The sequence below is a fragment of the Geopseudomonas aromaticivorans genome, from assembly GCF_019097855.1.
Taxonomy (GTDB): domain Bacteria; phylum Pseudomonadota; class Gammaproteobacteria; order Pseudomonadales; family Pseudomonadaceae; genus Geopseudomonas; species Geopseudomonas aromaticivorans.
In genome coordinates this window covers 53,321-70,877 of the sequence record NZ_JAHRGL010000071.1, presented here as the reverse complement: position 1 = coordinate 70,877, position 17,557 = coordinate 53,321, and the positions used below count along the sequence as shown (strand labels likewise).

Here is a 17,557-nt window from a genome sequence, read left to right as displayed (position 1 = left end):
ACCGCGATCACCGCAAGGAGCTACCCATGGCCGCAGGCCCGCAGCGCTGGCGCCGCTTCCTGCTCTGGCTGACGCTGGCCCTGCTGCTCGCCGGGCTGGCGGCGGCCGGCTTCGGCTGGCAGCAATGGCGGCGCGTGCAGCAGGAGTTGGGCATCGTCCGCCTCGACTGGCAGGGCCTCGCGCTGTCGCGCCACGGCCTGCAGCTGCAGCGCCTGGAGCTGGAGCAACGGGCCGCCGACGGCCGCCGCCTGCAGCTCGGCGCCGACGCCCTGCAGCTCGACTGGCGGCTGAGTCGCGCCGAGTCCTACCTGCAGCGCCTCGCCGTGCAGCAGCTGCAGCTCGACTGGCAGGCGCCGCTCACCCCGACCGGCCAGGCCAGCCGCCTGCCCGGCGCCGACGCCCTGGGCCGCCTGCTCGCCTGGCTGCCGCGCGAGGTGGCGATCGAGCGTATCGCCGCCAGCCTGCCCTGCCCCGACGGCCGCTGCCGGCTGGACGGCCAATTGCAGTTGCAGCAACCCGGCGCCGCCCTGCTGCCGGCCAGCCTGCGCCTGGAACTGCAGGCCGCCGAACACCACATTCTGCTCACCGGCGACCTGGGCGGCGCGCTGGACGCTGCCCACCTACAGCTGGCAATGACGCTGGACGACCAGCCGCACCTCGCCCTCGGCGCCCGGCTCGCCGCCGCTGCCGACGGCCGCGTGCTGCACGGCACACTGCAGCTGCCGGCGCGCCCGCCGGTGCTCTGGCTGCACGACTGGCTGGCCCAGTGGCTGGGCGCCGCCGCCGCGCCGCTGCGGCAAGTACCGGACGCGCTGCAACTGGATGCCGAGTGGACGCTGCAGCTGCCCGCCAGCTGGCAGCCGCAGGATGGCCTGCCGCCACAGATCCAGCTCGACCACGCCCGCCTGCAGGCCCGCCTGCCGCGCCTGCAGGCGGACGACCTCGAGCTGCGCCAGCCGAGCGCCGACCTGCGCCTGAGCGGCCGCTGGCAGGCGCCGGAGCTGCTGCTGAGCTTCGCCCCCGACTCGCAGATCAGCGTGCAACGCCTGGACAGCGCGGCCGCCGGCCTGCGCCTCGACGACCTGCGCGCCGACCTCGCCGGCCTGCAGCTGACCCACGCTGCAGCCGGCCCGCTGCAGCTGGCCGGCCCGCTCGCCCTGCACACCGCCCGCCTGCAGCAGGCCCAGCTGCAGGCGCAGCGCTGGGACTGGCAGGGCCGCCTGGCCGCCAGCACAGCCGACATCCGCCTCGCCGGTACCCTGCGCAACGCCGCCGGGTTGGCCGTCGACCTGCACATGCAGCACCCGGCCAGCGGCGCCCTGCAGGTCGGCTATACGCTGGCCGAACTGGCCCTGGCCAGCGGCAATCCGCTGGCGAAAACCCTGGTCGACTGGCCGGCGCTGCTGGAGCTGGCCAGCGGCCGACTGCAGGGCCACGGCACGCTGCAGCTGGCCGCCGGCAGCAGCGCGCCTAGCGCCGATCTGGTCCTGCAGCTGCTGCAGGTCGGCGGCATCTATGATCGCAGCGAACTGAAGGGACTGGACGCCCGCCTGACCGCGCAGCTGCGCGGCCAGCGCCTGGAGCTGCAGCTGCCCGAGCTGCGCCTGGCCAGCCTCAACCCCGGCGTGCCGCTCGGCCCGCTGCAGCTGCGCGCCGACTACCAGGCCGAGCTGGCACAGCCGCTGGCCGGCCGCCTGCAGCTGTGGCAGGCCGACAGCGGCCTGTTCGGCGGCCAACTGCGCACGCTGCCAACCCGCCTCGACCTGGCGCGCCGGCCACTGGCGCTGACCGTGCAGGTCAACGGCCTGGAACTGGCCGAACTGCTCAAGGTCTACCCGGCAGAAGGGCTGTCCGGCAGCGGCACCCTCGACGGCCAACTACCGCTGCGCATCGAGCGCGACGGCGTGCACATCGACCGGGGGCAGCTGCAGGCGCGCGCACCCGGCGGGGTGCTGCAGCTGCGCTCGGAGCGCATCCGCGCCTTCGGCCGCGACAATCCGGCCCTGCAACTGGCCACCACGGCGCTGGAGGATTTCCGCTACGATCGGCTGGAGAGCCAGGTCGACTATGCTGCGCAGGGCACGTTGCGGCTGGCCCTGCGCCTGCAGGGACGCAACCCGGCGCTGGAAGGCGGCCGGCCGGTGAACTTCACCATCAACCTGGAAGAGAACGTCCCGGCCCTGCTGACCAGTCTGCAGCTGTCCGGACGGGTCAACGACGCCATCCAGCGCCGCGTGCAGCAACGTCTGCAACCGCGCCACTGACACGGGAGACCGCAAGCATGCGCCTGCGTTATATCGGCTCCACCCTGCTGCTCGGCCTGCTGCTCGGCGCCTGCACCCCCACGGTGCAGCTGGCCGCGCCCAAGGAGCCGATCAACATCAACCTGAACGTGAAGATCGAGCACCAAATCTACATCAAGGTCGACAAGGCGCTGGACAACATTCTCGACGAATCCAGCGGCCTGTTCTGAGGAGCCCGACATGACCTTCACCAAGCGCATCGCCCCCCTGCTGCTCGCTTTCGGCCTCAGCCTGCCGGTGCTGGCCATGGACCTGTCCGGCGCGATGACCGCCCTGCCTGCCGCCAAGGTGGCCGGCCAGTTGGGCGAGCAGACCGACGGCTACCTCGGCGTGGTCCAGCCCGGCGGCCAGAGCGCCGAGGTTGCCAAGCTGATCAACCAGGCGCGCCGCGCCGAATACCAGAAACTGGCGACCCAGAACGGCATCCGGCTCAGCGACGTCGAGGCCATGGCCGGCAAGAAGGCGGTCGAGAAGACCCCGCCCGGCCAGTTCATCCGTCTCGATGGCCAGTGGCGGCGCAAGTAGCCGCCAGCGTGCGCGCTTCCGGACCCGCAAGCGCGCGGCCAAAACCTGCCCACGCCTGCCGGACCGCGCCGGGGTGGCGATGGCGTACAATCGGCCATCACCTTCGCCGCTCACAGGGACTGTCCGCCGTGTTCTTCCGCAACTGGCGCCGCCGCCGTCTGCTCGCCCGCCATCCCCTCGACCCGCAGCTGTGGGCCGCGGTGTGCGCCGATCTGCCGATCCTCGCCGGCCTCGATGCCGCCGAGCGGCAGCGCCTCGGCGAGCTGTGCCTGCTGTTCCTGCACGACAAGCAGCTGAGCAGCCTGCCCGGCGTCGAGCTGGACGACAGCGCACGCCTGTACCTGGCCGCCCAGGCCTGCCTGCCGCTGCTCAACCTGCCGGATCTGGACTGGTACCAGGGCTTCCGCCAGCTGCTGCTGTACCCCGACGACTTCCTCAGCCCGCAGCGCCACCGCGACGAGGCCGGCGTCGAGCATGTCTGGGACGACGAGCGCAGCGGCGAGGCCTGGCAGCAGGGCCCGGTGATCCTCGCCTGGCCGGGGGTGCAGGCCAGCGGCACGCTGGACGGCTACAACCTGGTGATCCACGAGCTGGCGCACAAGCTGGACATGCTCAACGGCAGCGCCAACGGCCAACCGCCGCTGCACCCGGACATGCGCAGCGACGCCTGGGCCGGCGCCATGCAGGCCGCCTACGATCGCCTCAACGCCGAGCTGGACCGCAACCCCGACGCCGCGACCGCCATCGATCCCTACGCCGCGGAAAGTCCGGCCGAGTTCTTCGCCGTGGCCAGCGAGTACTTCTTCAGCGCCCCGGACCTGCTGCAGGACGCCTTTCCCGCCGTGTACGAGCAACTGGGCCTGCTCTACCGCCAGGATCCGCGGCAGCGCCTGGCCAGCGAGCTGAGCCAGCTGCACGCCCAAGCGTCCCAGCTGATGACGAACGAAACGACTATGCCGGCCACTCCGGACGGCGAGACATGAATGGTTGCCATGCGGCAAAGTGGCACACTCGGGCGAATGCGCCTATAATCTGCGCCAATTTTTGGCCTGACCCTTTGGAGTCATCATGAGCTTCAGCAAGATCCCGGCTGGCAAAGACCTGCCGAACGACATCTATGTTGCCATCGAGATCCCGGCCAACCACGCGCCGATCAAGTACGAAATCGATCACGACACCGACTGCCTGTTCGTCGATCGCTTCATGGCCACCCCGATGTTCTACCCGGCCAACTACGGCTTCATCCCGCACACCCTGGCCGACGACGGCGACCCCCTCGACGTGCTGGTAGTGACCCCCTACCCGGTAGCCCCGGGTTCGGTGATCCGCGCTCGCCCGGTCGGCGTGCTGAACATGAGCGACGAGGCTGGCGGCGACGCCAAGCTGGTCGCCGTACCGCACGACAAGCTGACCGTCCTCTACAAGGATGTGCAGGAATACACCGACCTGCCGGCCCTGCTGATCGAGCAGATCAAGCACTTCTTCGAGAACTACAAGGATCTCGAGAAGGGCAAGTGGGTGAAGGTGGAAGGCTGGGGCAACGCCGAAGAAGCCCGCCAACTGATTCTCAAGGCGGTTGCGGCTTACCAGAAGTAAGTCGAACCCGCCAAGGAAAAGCCGGCCACAAGCCGGCTTTTTTATGCCCATATGTTTTATCTGGGTTTATCTTGAGTGACTCTTTCCGCTAAGGTGACGCGCTTCTCTGCCGGACCTGTCTGCCCATGCATCTTTCCCAGCTGCTCGGCCCGTTCGCTCTACTCGCCACGCTCCTGCTGGCGCTCGGCAGCCTGTTCGGCATGCTGCGGCGGCGACAGGCCAAGCGGCGCCTGGCTGCGCTCAGCGCAGTAGCCGACGCCTTCGCCGCCGGCAACAGCCTGACCCGCGCCGACGCCAGCGGCAACGATGCCATCGGCCGGCTGGCGCAGCGCTTCAATCACATGATCGCCCAGCTCGAAGGCGAGCGCCGCGCCCTGCGCGACAGCGAGCAGCTGCTGCGCAGCCTGATCGAGGCCGCTCCGGTCGGCATGCTGGTGCTCGACCAGCAGGGCAATATCGATTCGGCCAACCCGGCGGCCGCACAGATCTTCGGCAGCAGCCCGGAGCAGCTGCGCAGCCATCGCGCCGACGATCTGCTGCTCGGCCAGGACGCCTGGTCGCGCCTGCTCGAGCAGCCCAACCGCAGTCTCGAGTTCGCCGCCCGCCGCGGCAGCGGCAGCTTCGCGCTGGAAGCCTCGTGCACGCCCTTCCTGCGCGCCGGCCAGCCGCTGCAGCTGCTGCTGGTGCGCGACATCGACGACCGCAAGCTGGCCGAGAACCGCTTGCACTACCTGGCCCACTACGACCCGCTGACCGGCATCGCCAACCGCACCCAGCTGCTCGCCCGCCTCGAGCTCGGCCTGCAGTGCGGCGCCGCGCAGGCGTTGCTGTTCATCGACCTCGACCATTTCAAGCGGATCAACGACACCCTCGGCCACGACATCGGCGACCTGCTGCTGCGCGGCGTGGCCGATCGCCTGCGCAAGCACGCGCCGCCCGGCGCCCTGCTCGCCCGCCTGGGCGGCGACGAGTTCATCGTGCTGCTCTCCGGCGGCCTGGTCGAGCAGGCCGACAGCCTCGCCGAGCAGCTGCTGCAGAGCTTCCGCCAGCCATTCCACGTGCGCCAGTACGAGCTGTTCACCAGCCCGAGCATCGGCATCACCTGCCAGCAGGGCGGCCACACCAGCGCCACCCAGCTGCTCAAGGAAGCCGATCTCGCCCTCTATCACGCCAAGGGTCGCGGGCGGAACCGCCTGGCCCATTTCGACCACCAACTGGCCGACGACGCCGAGCAGCGCCGCCGCCTCGAGGAGGAGCTGCGCGCCGCCCTCGTCCGCCACGAGTTCGAGCTGTACTACCAGCCGCAGATCGACGGCGACGGCCAGGCGCACACCTTCGAGGCCCTGCTGCGCTGGCACTCACCCAGCCGCGGCCTGGTCAGCTCGGCCCAGTTCATGCCGGTGCTGGAGGAAACCGGGCTGATCATCGAGGCCACCCGCTGGGTATTCCGTCAGGCCTGCCGCCAGTTGCGCCACTGGCAGGACGAGGGCCGCGACTGGAGCATTGCGGTCAACCTGTCGCCGCTGGACTTCCGCCAGGGCGACCTGGCCGGCGCGCTGCTGGCGATCCTCGCCGAGGAGCAACCGCCGGTGCAGCGGCTGGAGCTGGAGATCACCGAGAGCACCCTGCTCGACGCCGACCAGCAGATCATCGACAGCCTGCTCGCGCTCAAGCGCGCCGGCCTGACCCTGTTCCTCGACGACTTCGGCACCGGTTACGCCTCGCTGACCTACCTGCAGCACTTTCCCTTCGACGGGGTGAAGATCGACCGCCAGTTCGTCGCCGGCCTGCCGGACAGCCGCGAGTCGGTGGCGCTGGTGCGCGGCATCCTGGTGATCGCCGAGCAGCTGGGCATGCAGGTGGTCGCCGAGGGCGTGGAAAACCAGCGCCAGGCCGACTTCCTGCGCGCCCACCACTGTCAGCGCCTGCAGGGCTACCTGTTCGGCCGCCCGCAGTCGGCCTTCGCCTGCAATCAGGCCAGCGAGATGGCGGATGCCGAAGCCCTGCCACTGGCCCTCACCTAGGGACATCTGCGCGGCGACCAGCGCCAGCCTTGGCAAACCGGTAGGGGAGGACTTCATACGCCTGCCCTGCGCCCCAACTGCGCGCTGGACGCCTGAGCCACCCAGGCTGCTAAGCTGACGCACCAAATCCGTGCAGAACCCTCCATGCTCCTCAGCGACCTATCCCTGCTGCTGCTCGCCGGCTTCGCCGCCGGCGGCATGAACGCCCTGGCCGGCGGCGGCACCTTCTTCTCCTTCCCGGCGCTGCTGGCCAGCGGCCTGCCGCCGGTCACCGCCAACGCCACCAACGCCGTGGCCCTGTGGCCGGCTAGCATCGCCGGCGCCTGGGCCGCGCGCAGCTCGCTGCGCCCGCTGGGCGGCTACCTGCTGCCGCTGCTGGCGGCCGGCCTGGCCGGCGGCCTGGGTGGTGGCCTGCTGCTGCTGGCCGGCGGCGACGCCGTGTTCCGCGTGCTGATTCCCTGGCTGCTGCTGGTCGCCACCGCGCTGTTCGCCGCCAGCCCGTGGCTCAGCCGCCTGCTCGCCGCGCGCCGCCGCGAGGCGACGGCCGTACCGCCGCACGGCCCACTGTCGCTCGGCGCCCACGCGCTGGTCTCGGTGTACGGCGGCTACTTCGGCGCCGGCATGGGCATCCTGCAGCTCGCCGCCTTCGCCATCGAGGGCCATGCACTGGCGCGCGCCAATGCGCTGAAGAACCTGATCTCGGCGGTGATCTACAGCGTCGCCAGCCTCACCTTCATCCTCGCCGGGCGGGTCAGCTGGAGCGAGCTGTTGGTCCTGCTGGCCGGCGCCACCCTCGGCGGCTACGCCGGCGGCGCGCTCGGCCAGCGCCTGCCGGCCCGCTGGCTGCGCGTGCTGGTAATCGCCGTGGGCAGCGGCATGACCCTGTACTACTTCTGGGCCACCTACGCGCGCTGAGCGCCCATGCTGCGCACCGGGAGAGGCATCACCGGCCACCCGGTTGCCATTTGCCCGCCGTCCGCGGCTCTGCTAGTGTCGCGCCGTTTTCCGCCGCCCGAGACTGCCGCCATGGCCCGCAAGAAAGCCGCCCCCGATTTCGAACAGTCGCTGACCGAACTGCAGACGCTGGTCGAGCGCCTGGAAAGTGGCGAACTGTCCCTCGAGGACTCGCTGGCCGCCTTCGAGCAGGGCATCCGCCTGACCCGCGAATGCCAGGGCGCGCTCAGCCAGGCCGAGCAGAAGGTACAGATCCTCCTCGGGACCGACGGCGCCACCGCCCCCTTCGCGGCGGAGGGCGATGCGGTATGAGCCTCAAGCAGTACCAGGCCGCCTGCCAGGCACGCGTCGATGCCGCACTAGAAAGCCTATTCGTCGCCCCGCGTGGCGAGCTCGAACGCCTGTACCAGGCCATGCGCTACAGCGTGATCAACGGCGGCAAGCGGGTACGCCCGCTGCTCGCCTATGCCGCCTGCGAAGCCCTCGGCGCCGAGGCCGCACAGGCCAACGGCGCCGCCTGCGCGGTGGAACTGGTCCACGCCTACTCGCTGGTCCACGACGACCTGCCGGCGATGGACGACGACGACCTGCGCCGCGGCCAGCCGACCACCCACATCGCCTTCGACGAGGCCTGTGCCATCCTCGCCGGCGACGGCCTGCAGGCGCTGGCCTTCGAAGTGCTGGCCGACGCCGCACTGAATCCGCAGGACGCCGACACCCGCCTGGACATGCTCGCCAGCCTGGCACGCGCCGCCGGCCCCGCCGGCATGGTCGGTGGCCAGGCCATCGACCTCGGCTCGGTCGGCCGCCAGCTCGACCAGGCCGCGCTGGAAACCATGCACCGGCACAAGACCGGTGCGCTGATCGAGGCCAGCGTGCGCCTTGGCGCCCTGGCCAGCGGGCGCAGCGACGCCCGCAGCCTCGCGGCGCTGCAGGACTATGCCCGCGCCATCGGCCTGGCCTTCCAGGTGCAGGACGACATCCTCGACGTGGAAAGCGACACCGCCACCCTCGGCAAGACCCAGGGCAAGGACCAGGCCCACGACAAGCCGACCTACCCGGCGCTGCTCGGCCTCGATGCCGCCAAGACCTACGCCCTCGAGCTGCGCGACCAGGCGCTGGCCGCGCTGGCGTGCTTCGACTCCCGAGCCGACGCCCTGCGCCAGCTGGCCTGCTACATCGTCGAACGCCGCCACTGACGCGGGGTGCGCCACGCGCACCGCCACTTGTCCGACCTGCGCAGGCGGGAAAAGACCTGCGCGAGTTTTCCGCCCCCCGACCGCCACTACCTTCGCCTCGCTTGGGTGGACCCTCGGCTTCGGGTAAACTCCCGCATCTTTTTGCCGATTGCCGAACCCGTCCGATGCCCAAGACGCTGCAAGAGTTTCCCCGCCAGCGGCCCGACACCCCCCTGCTCGACCGCATCGACAGCCCTGCCGTGCTGCGCACCCTCAGCGAAAGCGAGCTGGACACCCTGGCCGACGAGCTGCGCCAGTACATGCTCTACACGGTGGGACGCACCGGCGGGCACTTCGGTGCCGGCCTCGGCGTGGTCGAGCTGACCATCGCCCTGCATTACGTCTACAACACCCCCGAGGACCGTCTGCTGTGGGACGTCGGCCACCAGGCCTACCCGCACAAGATCCTCACCGGGCGCCGCGAGCGGATGGCCAGCCTGCGCCAGAAGGGCGGCCTGGCCGCCTTCCCGCGGCGCAGCGAGAGCGAGTACGACACCTTCGGTGTCGGCCACTCCAGCACCTCGATCAGCGCCGCCCTGGGCATGGCCCTCGCTCACCGCCTGCAGGGCAACGACCGCCGCACCGTGGCGGTGATCGGCGACGGCGCACTGACCGCCGGCATGGCCTTCGAGGCGCTCAACCATGCGCCCGAGGTCAAGGCCGACATGCTGGTGGTGCTCAACGACAACGACATGTCGATCTCGCGCAACGTCGGCGGCCTGAACAACTACCTGACCAAGATCCTCTCCAGCCGCACCTACGCCAGCATGCGCGAGGGCAGCAAGAAGATCCTCTCGCGCATCCCCGGCGCCTGGGAAATCGCCCGCCGCACCGAGGAGCACGCCAAGGGCATGCTGGTCCCCGGCACCCTGTTCGAGGAATTGGGCTGGAACTACATCGGCCCGATCGACGGCCACGACCTGCCGACCCTGGTCGCCACCCTGCGCAAGATGCGCGACCTCAAGGGCCCGCAGTTCCTGCACATCATCACCAAGAAGGGCAAGGGCTTCGCCCCCGCCGAGGCCGACCCGATCGGCTACCACGCCATCGGCAAGCTCGAGCCGGAGAACCCGCAGGCCGCCAAGCAGCCGAGCGGGCCGAAGTACTCGGCGGTGTTCGGCCAGTGGCTGTGCGACATGGCCGTCCAGGACGAGCGGCTGATCGGCATCACCCCGGCGATGAAGGAAGGCTCCGACCTGGTGGCCTTCAGCGAACGCTTCCCCGAGCGCTACTTCGACGTCGCCATCGCCGAGCAGCACGCGGTGACCCTGGCCGCCGGCCTGGCCTGCGAGGGCGCCAAGCCGGTGGTGGCGATCTACTCGACCTTCCTGCAGCGCGCCTACGACCAGCTGATCCACGACGTGGCGGTGCAGGATCTCGACGTGCTGTTCGCCATCGACCGCGCCGGCCTGGTCGGCGAGGACGGCCCGACCCACGCCGGCAGCTTCGACATTTCCTTCCTGCGCTGCATCCCCGGCATGCTGGTGATGACGCCGAGCGACGGCCACGAGCTGCGCCGCATGCTCAGCACCGGCTACCAGCACCGCGGCCCGGCGGCGGTGCGCTACCCGCGCGGCAACGGTCCGCTGCTGGCCGCCGACGACAGCCTCGAACCGCTGCCGATCGGCAAGGGCGTGCTGCGCCGCCAGGGCCGCGGCGTCGCCCTGCTGGTGTTCGGCGTGCAACTGGCCGAAGCCCTGCAGGTGGCGGACAAACTCGACGCCACCGTGGTCGACATGCGCTTCGTCAAGCCGCTGGACCAGGAGCTGGTGCGCCAACTGGCCGCCAGCCACACGCTGCTGGTGACCATCGAGGAAAACGCCATCATGGGTGGCGCCGGCTCGGCCGTCAGCGAGTTCCTCGCCGGCGAGGCCATCGTCAGGCCGCTGCTGCACCTCGGCCTGCCGGACAGCTACGTGGAACACGCCAAGCCGGCCGACATGCTCGCCGAGTGCGGCCTCGACGCCGCCGGCATCGAGGCCGCGGTACGCCGGCGCCTGGCGCTGCTTGAGAAAGATTCAACTCAAGTCGTCTGAAAGCTGCTTGAGTTCCACGACGCCGCGCACTAAGGTGCGCGGCGTTTTGCTTTTCGTCAGGGTGTGCCGGCATTGGCCGGCATTAAACGGGAAGCCGGTGCGTCCTATGGACAATCCCGGCGCTGCCCCCGCAACGGTAATCGACTGCAGGCCATCGCCTGCAACCTTGTCCAACCGCCACTGGGATTTCCTGGGAAGGCGGGCAAGGGTCGACAGCCCGGAGACCGGCCCCGACGAATTCGACAGGTGTTGCGGAGGGCCGCACCGTCAGTCACGCGCCGTTCGTCGGCGCGTCGCTGGTTCCTGCCCTCCTCGAAAGTCTGCCTTCCACTTTTGAGGATTTCCTGATGAAGCTTTCCCGTCTGGCGCTGGCCATCACGCTGCTGCCCACCAGCCTGTGGGCCGATGACGCCAACATCGACAGCAGCGAAGAGCTGCAAGCGCCCGCCCTGGTCATCAGCTCCGGGCGCAAGGCCGAACTACGCAAGCAAGCCACAACGGCAAATAGCGTCTTCACGCGCGCCGATATCGAGCGGCTGCAACCTGCGAGCGTGCCAGAACTGCTGCAGCGCGTTCCGGGCGTGCAGGTCGTGCAGAGCGGTGGCCGTGGCAGCAATGTCAGCCTGTTCATCCGCGGCACTGGCACAGCCCAGAGCCTGGTGCTGATCGACGGTCAGCGCACCGGCTCCGTTTCCGCTGGCGGCGCCAGCCTGCAGCATCTCAGCATCGACCAGATCGAGCGTATCGAAGTCCTGCGCGGCTCGCGCTCCGCGCTCTATGGCGCGGATACCATTGGCGGCGTGGTGCAGATCTTCACCCGGCGCGCCGAAGGCCCCGGCCTGCAGCCGCGCCTGCGCCTGGCAGCCGGAAGCCAGGGCACCTGGGAACGCAGCATGGGCCTGTCCGGGGGCGACCAGCAAACCCGCTTCAGCCTGAACGCCAGCCTGGACGAAACCCAAGGCATCGACCGTACCGGCCCCTCCTACCCCTCCGATGCCGATCACGACGCCTATCGCAACCAGGCCGTCAGCTTCACCCTCAGCCACAAGCTCGCCGAAAACCTGAGCACCGGCCTCAACGTGCTCGACCAGCGCGGCAAGACCGAATATGACAACCCTTTCGGCCGCTGGGATACCGCCTGGAACGTCCACCCGCAGAAGCCTTACGATCACTTCAGCCTGAGCAGCACCTCAGCCTGGCTCGACTGGCGCGCCAGCGAGCTGTGGAGCAGCCGCCTGGAAGTCGGCCACGGCGAGGACAAGCAGGAAAGCTTCGACAAGCTGTTCCCGGGTAGCGAGGCATTCAACAGCTACCGCGACTCGGCCAGCTGGCTCAACACCCTGACCCTGAACGACCGGCACAACCTGCTGGTCGGCGCCGACTACCTGCGCGACAAGCTGCACAGCACCACCGAGTATTCGCAGACCAGCCGCTGGAATCAGGCCGGCTTCATTCAGCACAGCTATCGGGGCGAACGTTTCGCCACCGAACTGGGCCTGCGCCACGACAAGAACCAGCAGTACGGTAGCGAAAACACGTTCAACGCTGCACTGACCCTGCCGCTGAATGCGCGCAACGATCTAGTCCTGTCCTACGCCGAAGGCTTCCGTGCCCCGACCTTCAACGACCTGTACTCGCCAGCCAGCTGGGGCGCCAACCCCGACCTACAACCGGAGCGTTCCAAGAGTTACGAGCTGCAGTGGCGCAGCCAGCTGGCGGAAAAGACCCGCCTGGAAGCCTCGCTGTATCGCACCGATGTACGCGACCTGATCGTCTACGTCTTCGACCCGGCGACCTTCAACGGCAGCAACTACAACGTCGCCGAGGCTCGCATCAACGGTTTCGAGCTGACCCTGCAACAGGAGCTGCTGGGTTGGCAGCACGCCCTGGGCGCCAGCATCATCGACCCGCGCGACCGCCAGACCGGCCATACCCTGGCCCGGCGCGCCAAGCGCACATTCAGCTATGATCTGGACCGACAGTTCGGCGCCTTTGCCGTCGGCGCCAGCTGGCGACTGGCCAGCTCGAGCTATGACAAGCTCGACAACCAGACGGAAATCGCCGGACATGGCGTACTCGACCTACGCAGCAGCTGGCAGGCCACACCGGAACTGGCGTTCGACATGAAGTTGGCCAACCTGCTGGACAAGGACTACAGCCGCTCACTGTACCAATACAATGGCCAGGATCATGGCTACCAGGAAGAGCCCCTCAGCGTGAAAGTCGGCCTGACCTGGACGCCGGCACTGCAATAGGGCCCAGCCATTGCCGAACCGGCTCCAGAAAAACGAGGCCCCGCGGATGCGGGGCCTCGTCGTTTCCAGCAGCGAAACTCAGCGCGCCCCGTCCAGCAACGTACACAGCTTCGCCGTGGCGGCGAGCATCTGGAAGCTCGGCCGCTCGATGCCCTCGTCCGGCACCTCCCAGACCTGGCCGCGGCGCACCGCGGTCAGCTGCGGCCAGGCTTGCCAGGCGGCGGCCTGGCCCGGCTCGCCGACCAGGATCACCGCCGGATCGCGGGCCAGCACCGACTCGACGCTGACCTGCGGCGCCGGCAGGTCGAGATCACCGAACACGTTGCGCGCGCCGCACAGGCGCAGAGCATCGCTGATGATCTGCCGACCGCCGAGGGTGTACATGGGGCGGTCCCAGACCTGGTAAAACACCGCCAGCGGCTCGGCCCGTGCATGGCGCGCGGCCAGCTGGCGCACGCCCTCGCGCATCTGCGTGGCCAGCCGCCCGCCCTGCTCGGGGTGACCGACGGCGGCGCCGATCAGCGCCAGCTGCCCGGCCAGTTCGGCGAGGCTGTGCGGCTGCGCCTCGATCAGCGGGATACCGAGGCTGCCGAGCTGGGCCTGCATGGCCGGGCCGACGCTGTCCGGCCACAGCAGGATCAGGTCGGGCTGCAGCGCCAGCAGGGCCTCCAGATTGAGCTGGCCGTAGCGACCGAGGGACGGCAGGTGGGCCAGCGCCGGCAGACGCGGGCCGGCGTCGAGCACGCCGACCAGGCGTTCGGCGGCACCCAGTTCCACCATAATCTCGCTGAGCGACGGCGCCAGCGCCACCACCCGCCGGGCGCCCTGCCCGGCCGGTTCCGCAGCCTGTGCCAGCGCGGCGCCGAGCAGCAGGACGGCGAGCAGCAGGCGGCGCATCAGCGCAGCTGGCACGGCAGTCGGTAGAGGATGGCGATCAGCACGGAGGCAAAGGCCAGCAGCAGCACCGGCACGCCGTGCAGGTCGGCCAGTTGGCCAAACGCAGCGAACCAGGCCGGCAGCAACGCGCCGAGCAGGCCGTGGCGCTGGGCCTTGGCCAGTTCGCTCCAGGCGGTGCCTTCGTCCGCACCGTTGAGGGCGCGACCGCAGCCGATCAACGCATGCTTGTAGCGACGGAACAGCGGCAGGCCGACGAACATGCTCAGCAGCGCGGCGACGAACAGCGGCATGGCCAGGCTGTCGGGCAGCGGCGCCTGCTCGGGCCCGAAGGCGCCGAGCAGGATCAGCGGCAGCAGGGCCACGGCCAGCAGTCCCCACCAGCGGCGGGCGAACGCCGGCCGCTGCACGCCGGCCTGACTCATTCGGATTCAGCCTGATGCTGGTTGCCGAGCAGGTGGCCGAGCTTGCCGGCCTTGGTCGCCAGGTAGTGCTTGTTGTGCGGGTTGAGGCCGCTGTGCAGCGGCACGCGCTCGGCCAGGCGGATGCCGTAGGTTTCCAGGGCCTTGAGCTTGCGCGGGTTGTTGGTCATCAGCTTGAGCGCGGTGATGCCCAGGTGGTCGAGCATCGGCCGGCACATCGCGTAGTCGCGCTGGTCGGCACCGAAGCCCAGGCGCTCGTTGGCCTCGACGGTGTCGGCGCCGGCGTCCTGCAGCTCGTAGGCGCGGATCTTGTTGAGCAGGCCGATGCCGCGGCCTTCCTGGCGCAGGTAGAGCAGCACGCCGCGCCCTTCGGCGGCGATGGCCGCCAGCGCGGCCTCCAGCTGGGCGCCGCAGTCGCAGCGCAGGCTGAACAGCGCATCGCCGGTCAGGCACTCGGAGTGCAGGCGGCCGAGCACCGGCGCGCCATCGGCGACGTCGCCCAGGGTCAGGGCCACGTGCTCCTTGCCGGTGGCCTCATCGAGAAAGCCATGCATGGTGAACACGCCAAACGGGGTTGGCAGCTTCGAGGCGGCGACAAAGACGACGGACACCGGAACACTCCTGAAAGTCGTAAGGTCCCGATTGTAGCAGCAGCATCGCCGAGGAAGTCAGTCGGGAATTGCATGGCAGACATGCAGCCGGGGGAAGCGTATCGCTCCGTAGGGTAGAAAACCCGCGCAGCGGTTTTCTACCAGCCCATGCAGCCCAACCGGTGGACAATCGCTGCGCGAGTTGTCCACCCTACCCCGCGCCGACGCCGAGCTGGGCCAGCGCCGCGGCCAGCAGCGGCGCCACGCTCACCGCGTTGCTCGCATGCTGGATGCAGTCGCTGCTCCAGACATGGCGCACGCCGGCGGCGCAAATGACTGCCAGCGCGTCGGCGGCGAACAGCGCATGGGTCACCGCCACGTCCACCGAGGCGGCGCCGGCGGCCAGCAGCAGCGCGGCAGCGCGCGCCAGGGTATGCCCGGAACTGGCCACGTCGTCCAGCAGCACCACCGCGCGGCCCCGCACCGCCACCTCCGGCAGGGCGATGTCCACCTGGCGGTCGCCGTGGCGGATCTTGCTGCACACGCCGTAGTCGAAGCCGTGTAGCTCCGCGGCCGCCTCGATCCACTGCAGCGATTCGGCATCCGGGCCGACCAGCAGCGGGTTTTCCAGCCGCCCGGCGATCAGTTCGGCGAGCAGCGGCGCCCCCGACAGGCTGAGCGCATCGCCGTGCGGAATCGCCTCGTCCAGCCGGGCGATGCGGTGCAGATGCGGATCGACGGTGATCACGCCATCGAACAGCTCGGCGAGGAAACGGCCGACCACCTGCTGGCTGACCACCTCGCCGGGGTGGAAGGCGATGTCCTGGCGCATGTAGGCCAGGTACGGCGCCACCAGCAGCAGCCGGGTGGCGCCGAGACGCCGCGCCTCGCCGGCCACCAGCAGCAGCTCGACCAGTTTTTCGTTGGGCCGGTCGAGGCTGCGGTACAGCACCAGCTCGGCGGGCAGGCTGTCGCCCGCGGCCAGCGGCAGGCGCAGGCGCAGTTCGTCATCGGGAAAACGATGGCGCTCGATGGCCGCGGCGCGCAGGCCGGCAGCCGCCGCCAGACGCTCGGCAGCCGCCTGCTCGTCGGCGAAGTACAGCAGCAATGCGCTCATCAGAACTCCACGAACAGATGGGGCAGCTCGTCGGCACTGCCGATGGCGAAGCCGACGCTGCGCTGGCTGGCCTGGCGGGCGAACTCCAGATCGGCCGGATAGGCGGCGTACACGCGGTACAGCGGCGCCCCGACCTCGACCCGCTCGCCGAGCTTGTAGAGCAGGTCGACCCCGGCGCCCTGCACCTTGGGCGCGCCGGCCAGGCGGGCGATGCGCGCCAGCTGCAGGTTGTCGATGCCGATGACCACCCCGCCCTGCGCTGCCGCCACCTCGAAGCTGAGCGGCGCCAGCGCCGGGGCATTGTGGTCGAAGCCACGGCCCCCCTGGGCGGCGATGATCGCCTGCATCTTGGCCAGGGCACGGCCGGAGTCGAGGATGTCGCGGGCGATGGCGAAGCCGTCGCCGCCGCGCACGTCGGGATCGAACTCGAGCATGCGCCCGGCCAGGCGCAGGGCCTTCTGGCGCAGGTCGTTGGGCGCGCGCGGGTCGTGCTCCAGCACGCGCATCACGTCGCGCGCCTCCAGCACCGGACCGATGCCATTGCCCACCGGCTGGCGGCCGTCGGTGATCACCACGTCGAGGGTCAGGCCCAGGCGCGCGGAAACGAACTCGAACAGCTTGCGCAGGCGCTGCGCCTCGGGCATCGAGCGCACCTTGGCGGTCGGCCCGACCGGGATGTCCAGCACCAGATGGGTGGAGCCGGCGGCGAGCTTCTTCGACAGGATCGAGGCGACCATCTGCCCCGGCGAGTCGATCGACAGCGGCCGCTCCACGGCGATCAGCACGTCGTCGGCCGGCGACAGCTCGCTGGTGCCGCCCCAGGCCAGGCAGCCACGGTGCTCGCGGACGATCTCCTCGAGGCGCGCGAAGGGCAGCTCGACGCTGGCCAGCACCTCCATGGTATCGGCGGTACCGGCCGGCGAGGTGATCGCCCGCGACGAGGTCTTCGGGCAGAGCATGCCGTGCGCCGCGACGATCGGCACCACCAGCATCGAGGTGCGGTTGCCGGGGATGCCGCCGATGCAGTGCTTGTCGACCACCGGGTGCTCGTGCCAGTCGAGGCGGCGACCGACCTGGGTCATCGCGTCGCTGAGGAAGTACACCTCCTCGCGATCCAGCTCGCCCTGGTTGCAGGCGACCACGAAGGCGGTCAGTTCGATCTTCGAATAGCGGTGCTCGGCGATGTCGCGGACGATGGCGCGGAAGTCCTCGCGATCCAGGCGCTCGCCGGCGATCTTGCGGTGCAGCGCGGGAATCGACGACGGCGGCTCGGCCTGGCAGATGCTCGCCGGGTGGCCATTGGGCACGCCGAGCAGGGCGAAGGCGTCCTCGGACAGGCCGAGCTGGCCACAGTCGACGATGGCAGTGTCGTCGACCACGTTGAGGCTGGCGAGAATCAGCCCGCCGTTGGCGCGCACCTCGACCTTGGACAGCGCCTGGAAACCTTCGGCACGGTACACGGCGCAGTCGCGGTGCAAGTAGGCGACGTTCTCGCGGTAGGTATCGATGGCGACGCGGTGCAGCTGCAGGGTCGCCGCTTCGCATTCGCAGCCGTCGTCGGGCGGGGTACTGGTGTCCATGGCGCGGGCCTGTGGGGAACGGT

At 69.8% G+C, this 17,557-nt stretch carries 16 protein-coding genes and 1 riboswitch; of the genes, 11 read left to right on the top strand and 5 right to left on the bottom strand.

The genetic code is table 11. The features are described from left to right. Nucleotides 1–26 precede the first annotated feature (26 nt). From KRX52_RS18860 to KRX52_RS18810, 11 genes are all read left to right on the top strand, one after another. Complete coding sequence (locus tag KRX52_RS18860) at nt 27–2,264, top strand: intermembrane phospholipid transport YdbH family protein (RefSeq protein ID WP_217683263.1); 2,238 nt, start codon at nt 27–29, stop codon at nt 2,262–2,264. 17 nt (nt 2,265–2,281) lie between these two features. Then, nucleotides 2,282–2,473 carry a YnbE family lipoprotein gene (locus KRX52_RS18855; RefSeq protein WP_217683262.1) on the top strand — a complete coding sequence of 64 codons (192 nt, stop codon included), beginning with the start codon at nt 2,282–2,284 and terminating at the stop codon, nt 2,471–2,473. A 10-nt stretch (nt 2,474–2,483) separates the two neighbouring features. Then, nucleotides 2,484–2,828, top strand: a complete 345-nt coding sequence (locus KRX52_RS18850; RefSeq protein ID WP_217683261.1) for a YdbL family probable chaperone protein — start codon at nt 2,484–2,486, stop codon at nt 2,826–2,828. A 128-nt stretch (nt 2,829–2,956) separates the two neighbouring features. Then, the gene (locus KRX52_RS18845; protein ID WP_217683260.1) at nt 2,957–3,811 is read left to right on the top strand and encodes a M90 family metallopeptidase; all 855 of its coding nucleotides are present in this window, start codon (nt 2,957–2,959) and stop codon (nt 3,809–3,811) included. 85 nt (nt 3,812–3,896) lie between these two features. Continuing rightward, nucleotides 3,897–4,424, top strand: coding sequence for an inorganic diphosphatase (gene ppa / locus KRX52_RS18840; protein WP_217683259.1), 528 nt, complete (start codon nt 3,897–3,899; stop codon nt 4,422–4,424). Between the two features lie 125 nt (nt 4,425–4,549). Beyond that, complete coding sequence (locus tag KRX52_RS18835; RefSeq protein WP_217683258.1) at nt 4,550–6,448, top strand: putative bifunctional diguanylate cyclase/phosphodiesterase; 1,899 nt, start codon at nt 4,550–4,552, stop codon at nt 6,446–6,448. Between the two features lie 144 nt (nt 6,449–6,592). Continuing rightward, entirely contained in the window at nt 6,593–7,363 is a 771-nt protein-coding gene (locus KRX52_RS18830) for a sulfite exporter TauE/SafE family protein (protein WP_217683257.1), read from the top strand. Between the two features lie 111 nt (nt 7,364–7,474). Next, nucleotides 7,475–7,714, top strand: coding sequence for an exodeoxyribonuclease VII small subunit (locus tag KRX52_RS18825; RefSeq protein ID WP_217683256.1), 240 nt, complete (start codon nt 7,475–7,477; stop codon nt 7,712–7,714). After that, nucleotides 7,711–8,601 (top strand): (2E,6E)-farnesyl diphosphate synthase, encoded by an 891-nt coding sequence (gene ispA / locus KRX52_RS18820; protein ID WP_217683255.1) that lies wholly within the window; start codon nt 7,711–7,713, stop codon nt 8,599–8,601. The genes KRX52_RS18825 and ispA overlap by 4 nt, the downstream gene beginning before the upstream one ends. A 164-nt stretch (nt 8,602–8,765) precedes the next feature. After that, a complete protein-coding gene (gene dxs, locus KRX52_RS18815; RefSeq protein WP_217683254.1) occupies nt 8,766–10,676 on the top strand; it encodes a 1-deoxy-D-xylulose-5-phosphate synthase in 1,911 nt (636 codons plus the stop codon). Nucleotides 10,677–10,718: 42 nt separating this feature from the next. Continuing rightward, a riboswitch (cobalamin riboswitch) is annotated at nt 10,719–10,923 on the top strand. A 100-nt stretch (nt 10,924–11,023) separates the two neighbouring features. After that, nucleotides 11,024–12,931, top strand: a complete 1,908-nt coding sequence (locus KRX52_RS18810; protein ID WP_217683253.1) for a TonB-dependent receptor domain-containing protein — start codon at nt 11,024–11,026, stop codon at nt 12,929–12,931. Between the two features lie 78 nt (nt 12,932–13,009). Here the strand turns inward: KRX52_RS18810 and KRX52_RS18805 are convergent, their stop codons facing one another. The 5 genes from KRX52_RS18805 to KRX52_RS18785 form a co-directional block, all read right to left on the bottom strand. Beyond that, nucleotides 13,010–13,828 (bottom strand): cobalamin-binding protein, encoded by an 819-nt coding sequence (locus tag KRX52_RS18805; protein ID WP_217683252.1) that lies wholly within the window; start codon nt 13,826–13,828, stop codon nt 13,010–13,012. Next, a complete protein-coding gene (locus KRX52_RS18800; protein WP_217683251.1) occupies nt 13,828–14,250 on the bottom strand; it encodes an MFS transporter in 423 nt (140 codons plus the stop codon). Before KRX52_RS18800 ends, KRX52_RS18805 begins: the two co-directional genes overlap by 1 nt. Next, nucleotides 14,247–14,858: a GTP cyclohydrolase II gene (gene ribA, locus KRX52_RS18795; protein ID WP_217683250.1), complete on the bottom strand. Its 612-nt coding sequence runs from the start codon at nt 14,856–14,858 to the stop codon at nt 14,247–14,249. Before ribA ends, KRX52_RS18800 begins: the two co-directional genes overlap by 4 nt. A gap of 190 nt (nt 14,859–15,048) precedes the next feature. Beyond that, entirely contained in the window at nt 15,049–15,954 is a 906-nt protein-coding gene (locus tag KRX52_RS18790; protein WP_217683249.1) for a ribose-phosphate diphosphokinase, read from the bottom strand. Continuing rightward, a complete protein-coding gene (locus KRX52_RS18785) occupies nt 15,954–17,534 on the bottom strand; it encodes a thymidine phosphorylase family protein (protein WP_217683248.1) in 1,581 nt (526 codons plus the stop codon). Before KRX52_RS18785 ends, KRX52_RS18790 begins: the two co-directional genes overlap by 1 nt. Nucleotides 17,535–17,557 lie beyond the last annotated feature (23 nt).

Bases quoted from the DNA above. Each gene is read 5' to 3' on its own strand.
- KRX52_RS18860 (WP_217683263.1), top strand. From the start codon at position 27: ATGGCCGCAGGCCCGCAGCGCTGGCGCCGCTTCCTGCTCTGGCTGACG.
- KRX52_RS18855 (WP_217683262.1), top strand. From the start codon at position 2,282: ATGCGCCTGCGTTATATCGGCTCCACCCTGCTGCTCGGCCTGCTGCTC.
- KRX52_RS18850 (WP_217683261.1), top strand. From the start codon at position 2,484: ATGACCTTCACCAAGCGCATCGCCCCCCTGCTGCTCGCTTTCGGCCTC.
- ppa (WP_217683259.1), top strand. From the start codon at position 3,897: ATGAGCTTCAGCAAGATCCCGGCTGGCAAAGACCTGCCGAACGACATC.
- KRX52_RS18835 (WP_217683258.1), top strand. From the start codon at position 4,550: ATGCATCTTTCCCAGCTGCTCGGCCCGTTCGCTCTACTCGCCACGCTC.
- KRX52_RS18830 (WP_217683257.1), top strand. From the start codon at position 6,593: ATGCTCCTCAGCGACCTATCCCTGCTGCTGCTCGCCGGCTTCGCCGCC.
- KRX52_RS18825 (WP_217683256.1), top strand. From the start codon at position 7,475: ATGGCCCGCAAGAAAGCCGCCCCCGATTTCGAACAGTCGCTGACCGAA.
- ispA (WP_217683255.1), top strand. From the start codon at position 7,711: ATGAGCCTCAAGCAGTACCAGGCCGCCTGCCAGGCACGCGTCGATGCC.
- dxs (WP_217683254.1), top strand. From the start codon at position 8,766: ATGCCCAAGACGCTGCAAGAGTTTCCCCGCCAGCGGCCCGACACCCCC.
- KRX52_RS18810 (WP_217683253.1), top strand. From the start codon at position 11,024: ATGAAGCTTTCCCGTCTGGCGCTGGCCATCACGCTGCTGCCCACCAGC.
- KRX52_RS18805 (WP_217683252.1), bottom strand. From the start codon at position 13,828: ATGCGCCGCCTGCTGCTCGCCGTCCTGCTGCTCGGCGCCGCGCTGGCA.
- KRX52_RS18800 (WP_217683251.1), bottom strand. From the start codon at position 14,250: ATGAGTCAGGCCGGCGTGCAGCGGCCGGCGTTCGCCCGCCGCTGGTGG.
- KRX52_RS18790 (WP_217683249.1), bottom strand. From the start codon at position 15,954: ATGAGCGCATTGCTGCTGTACTTCGCCGACGAGCAGGCGGCTGCCGAG.
- KRX52_RS18785 (WP_217683248.1), bottom strand. From the start codon at position 17,534: ATGGACACCAGTACCCCGCCCGACGACGGCTGCGAATGCGAAGCGGCG.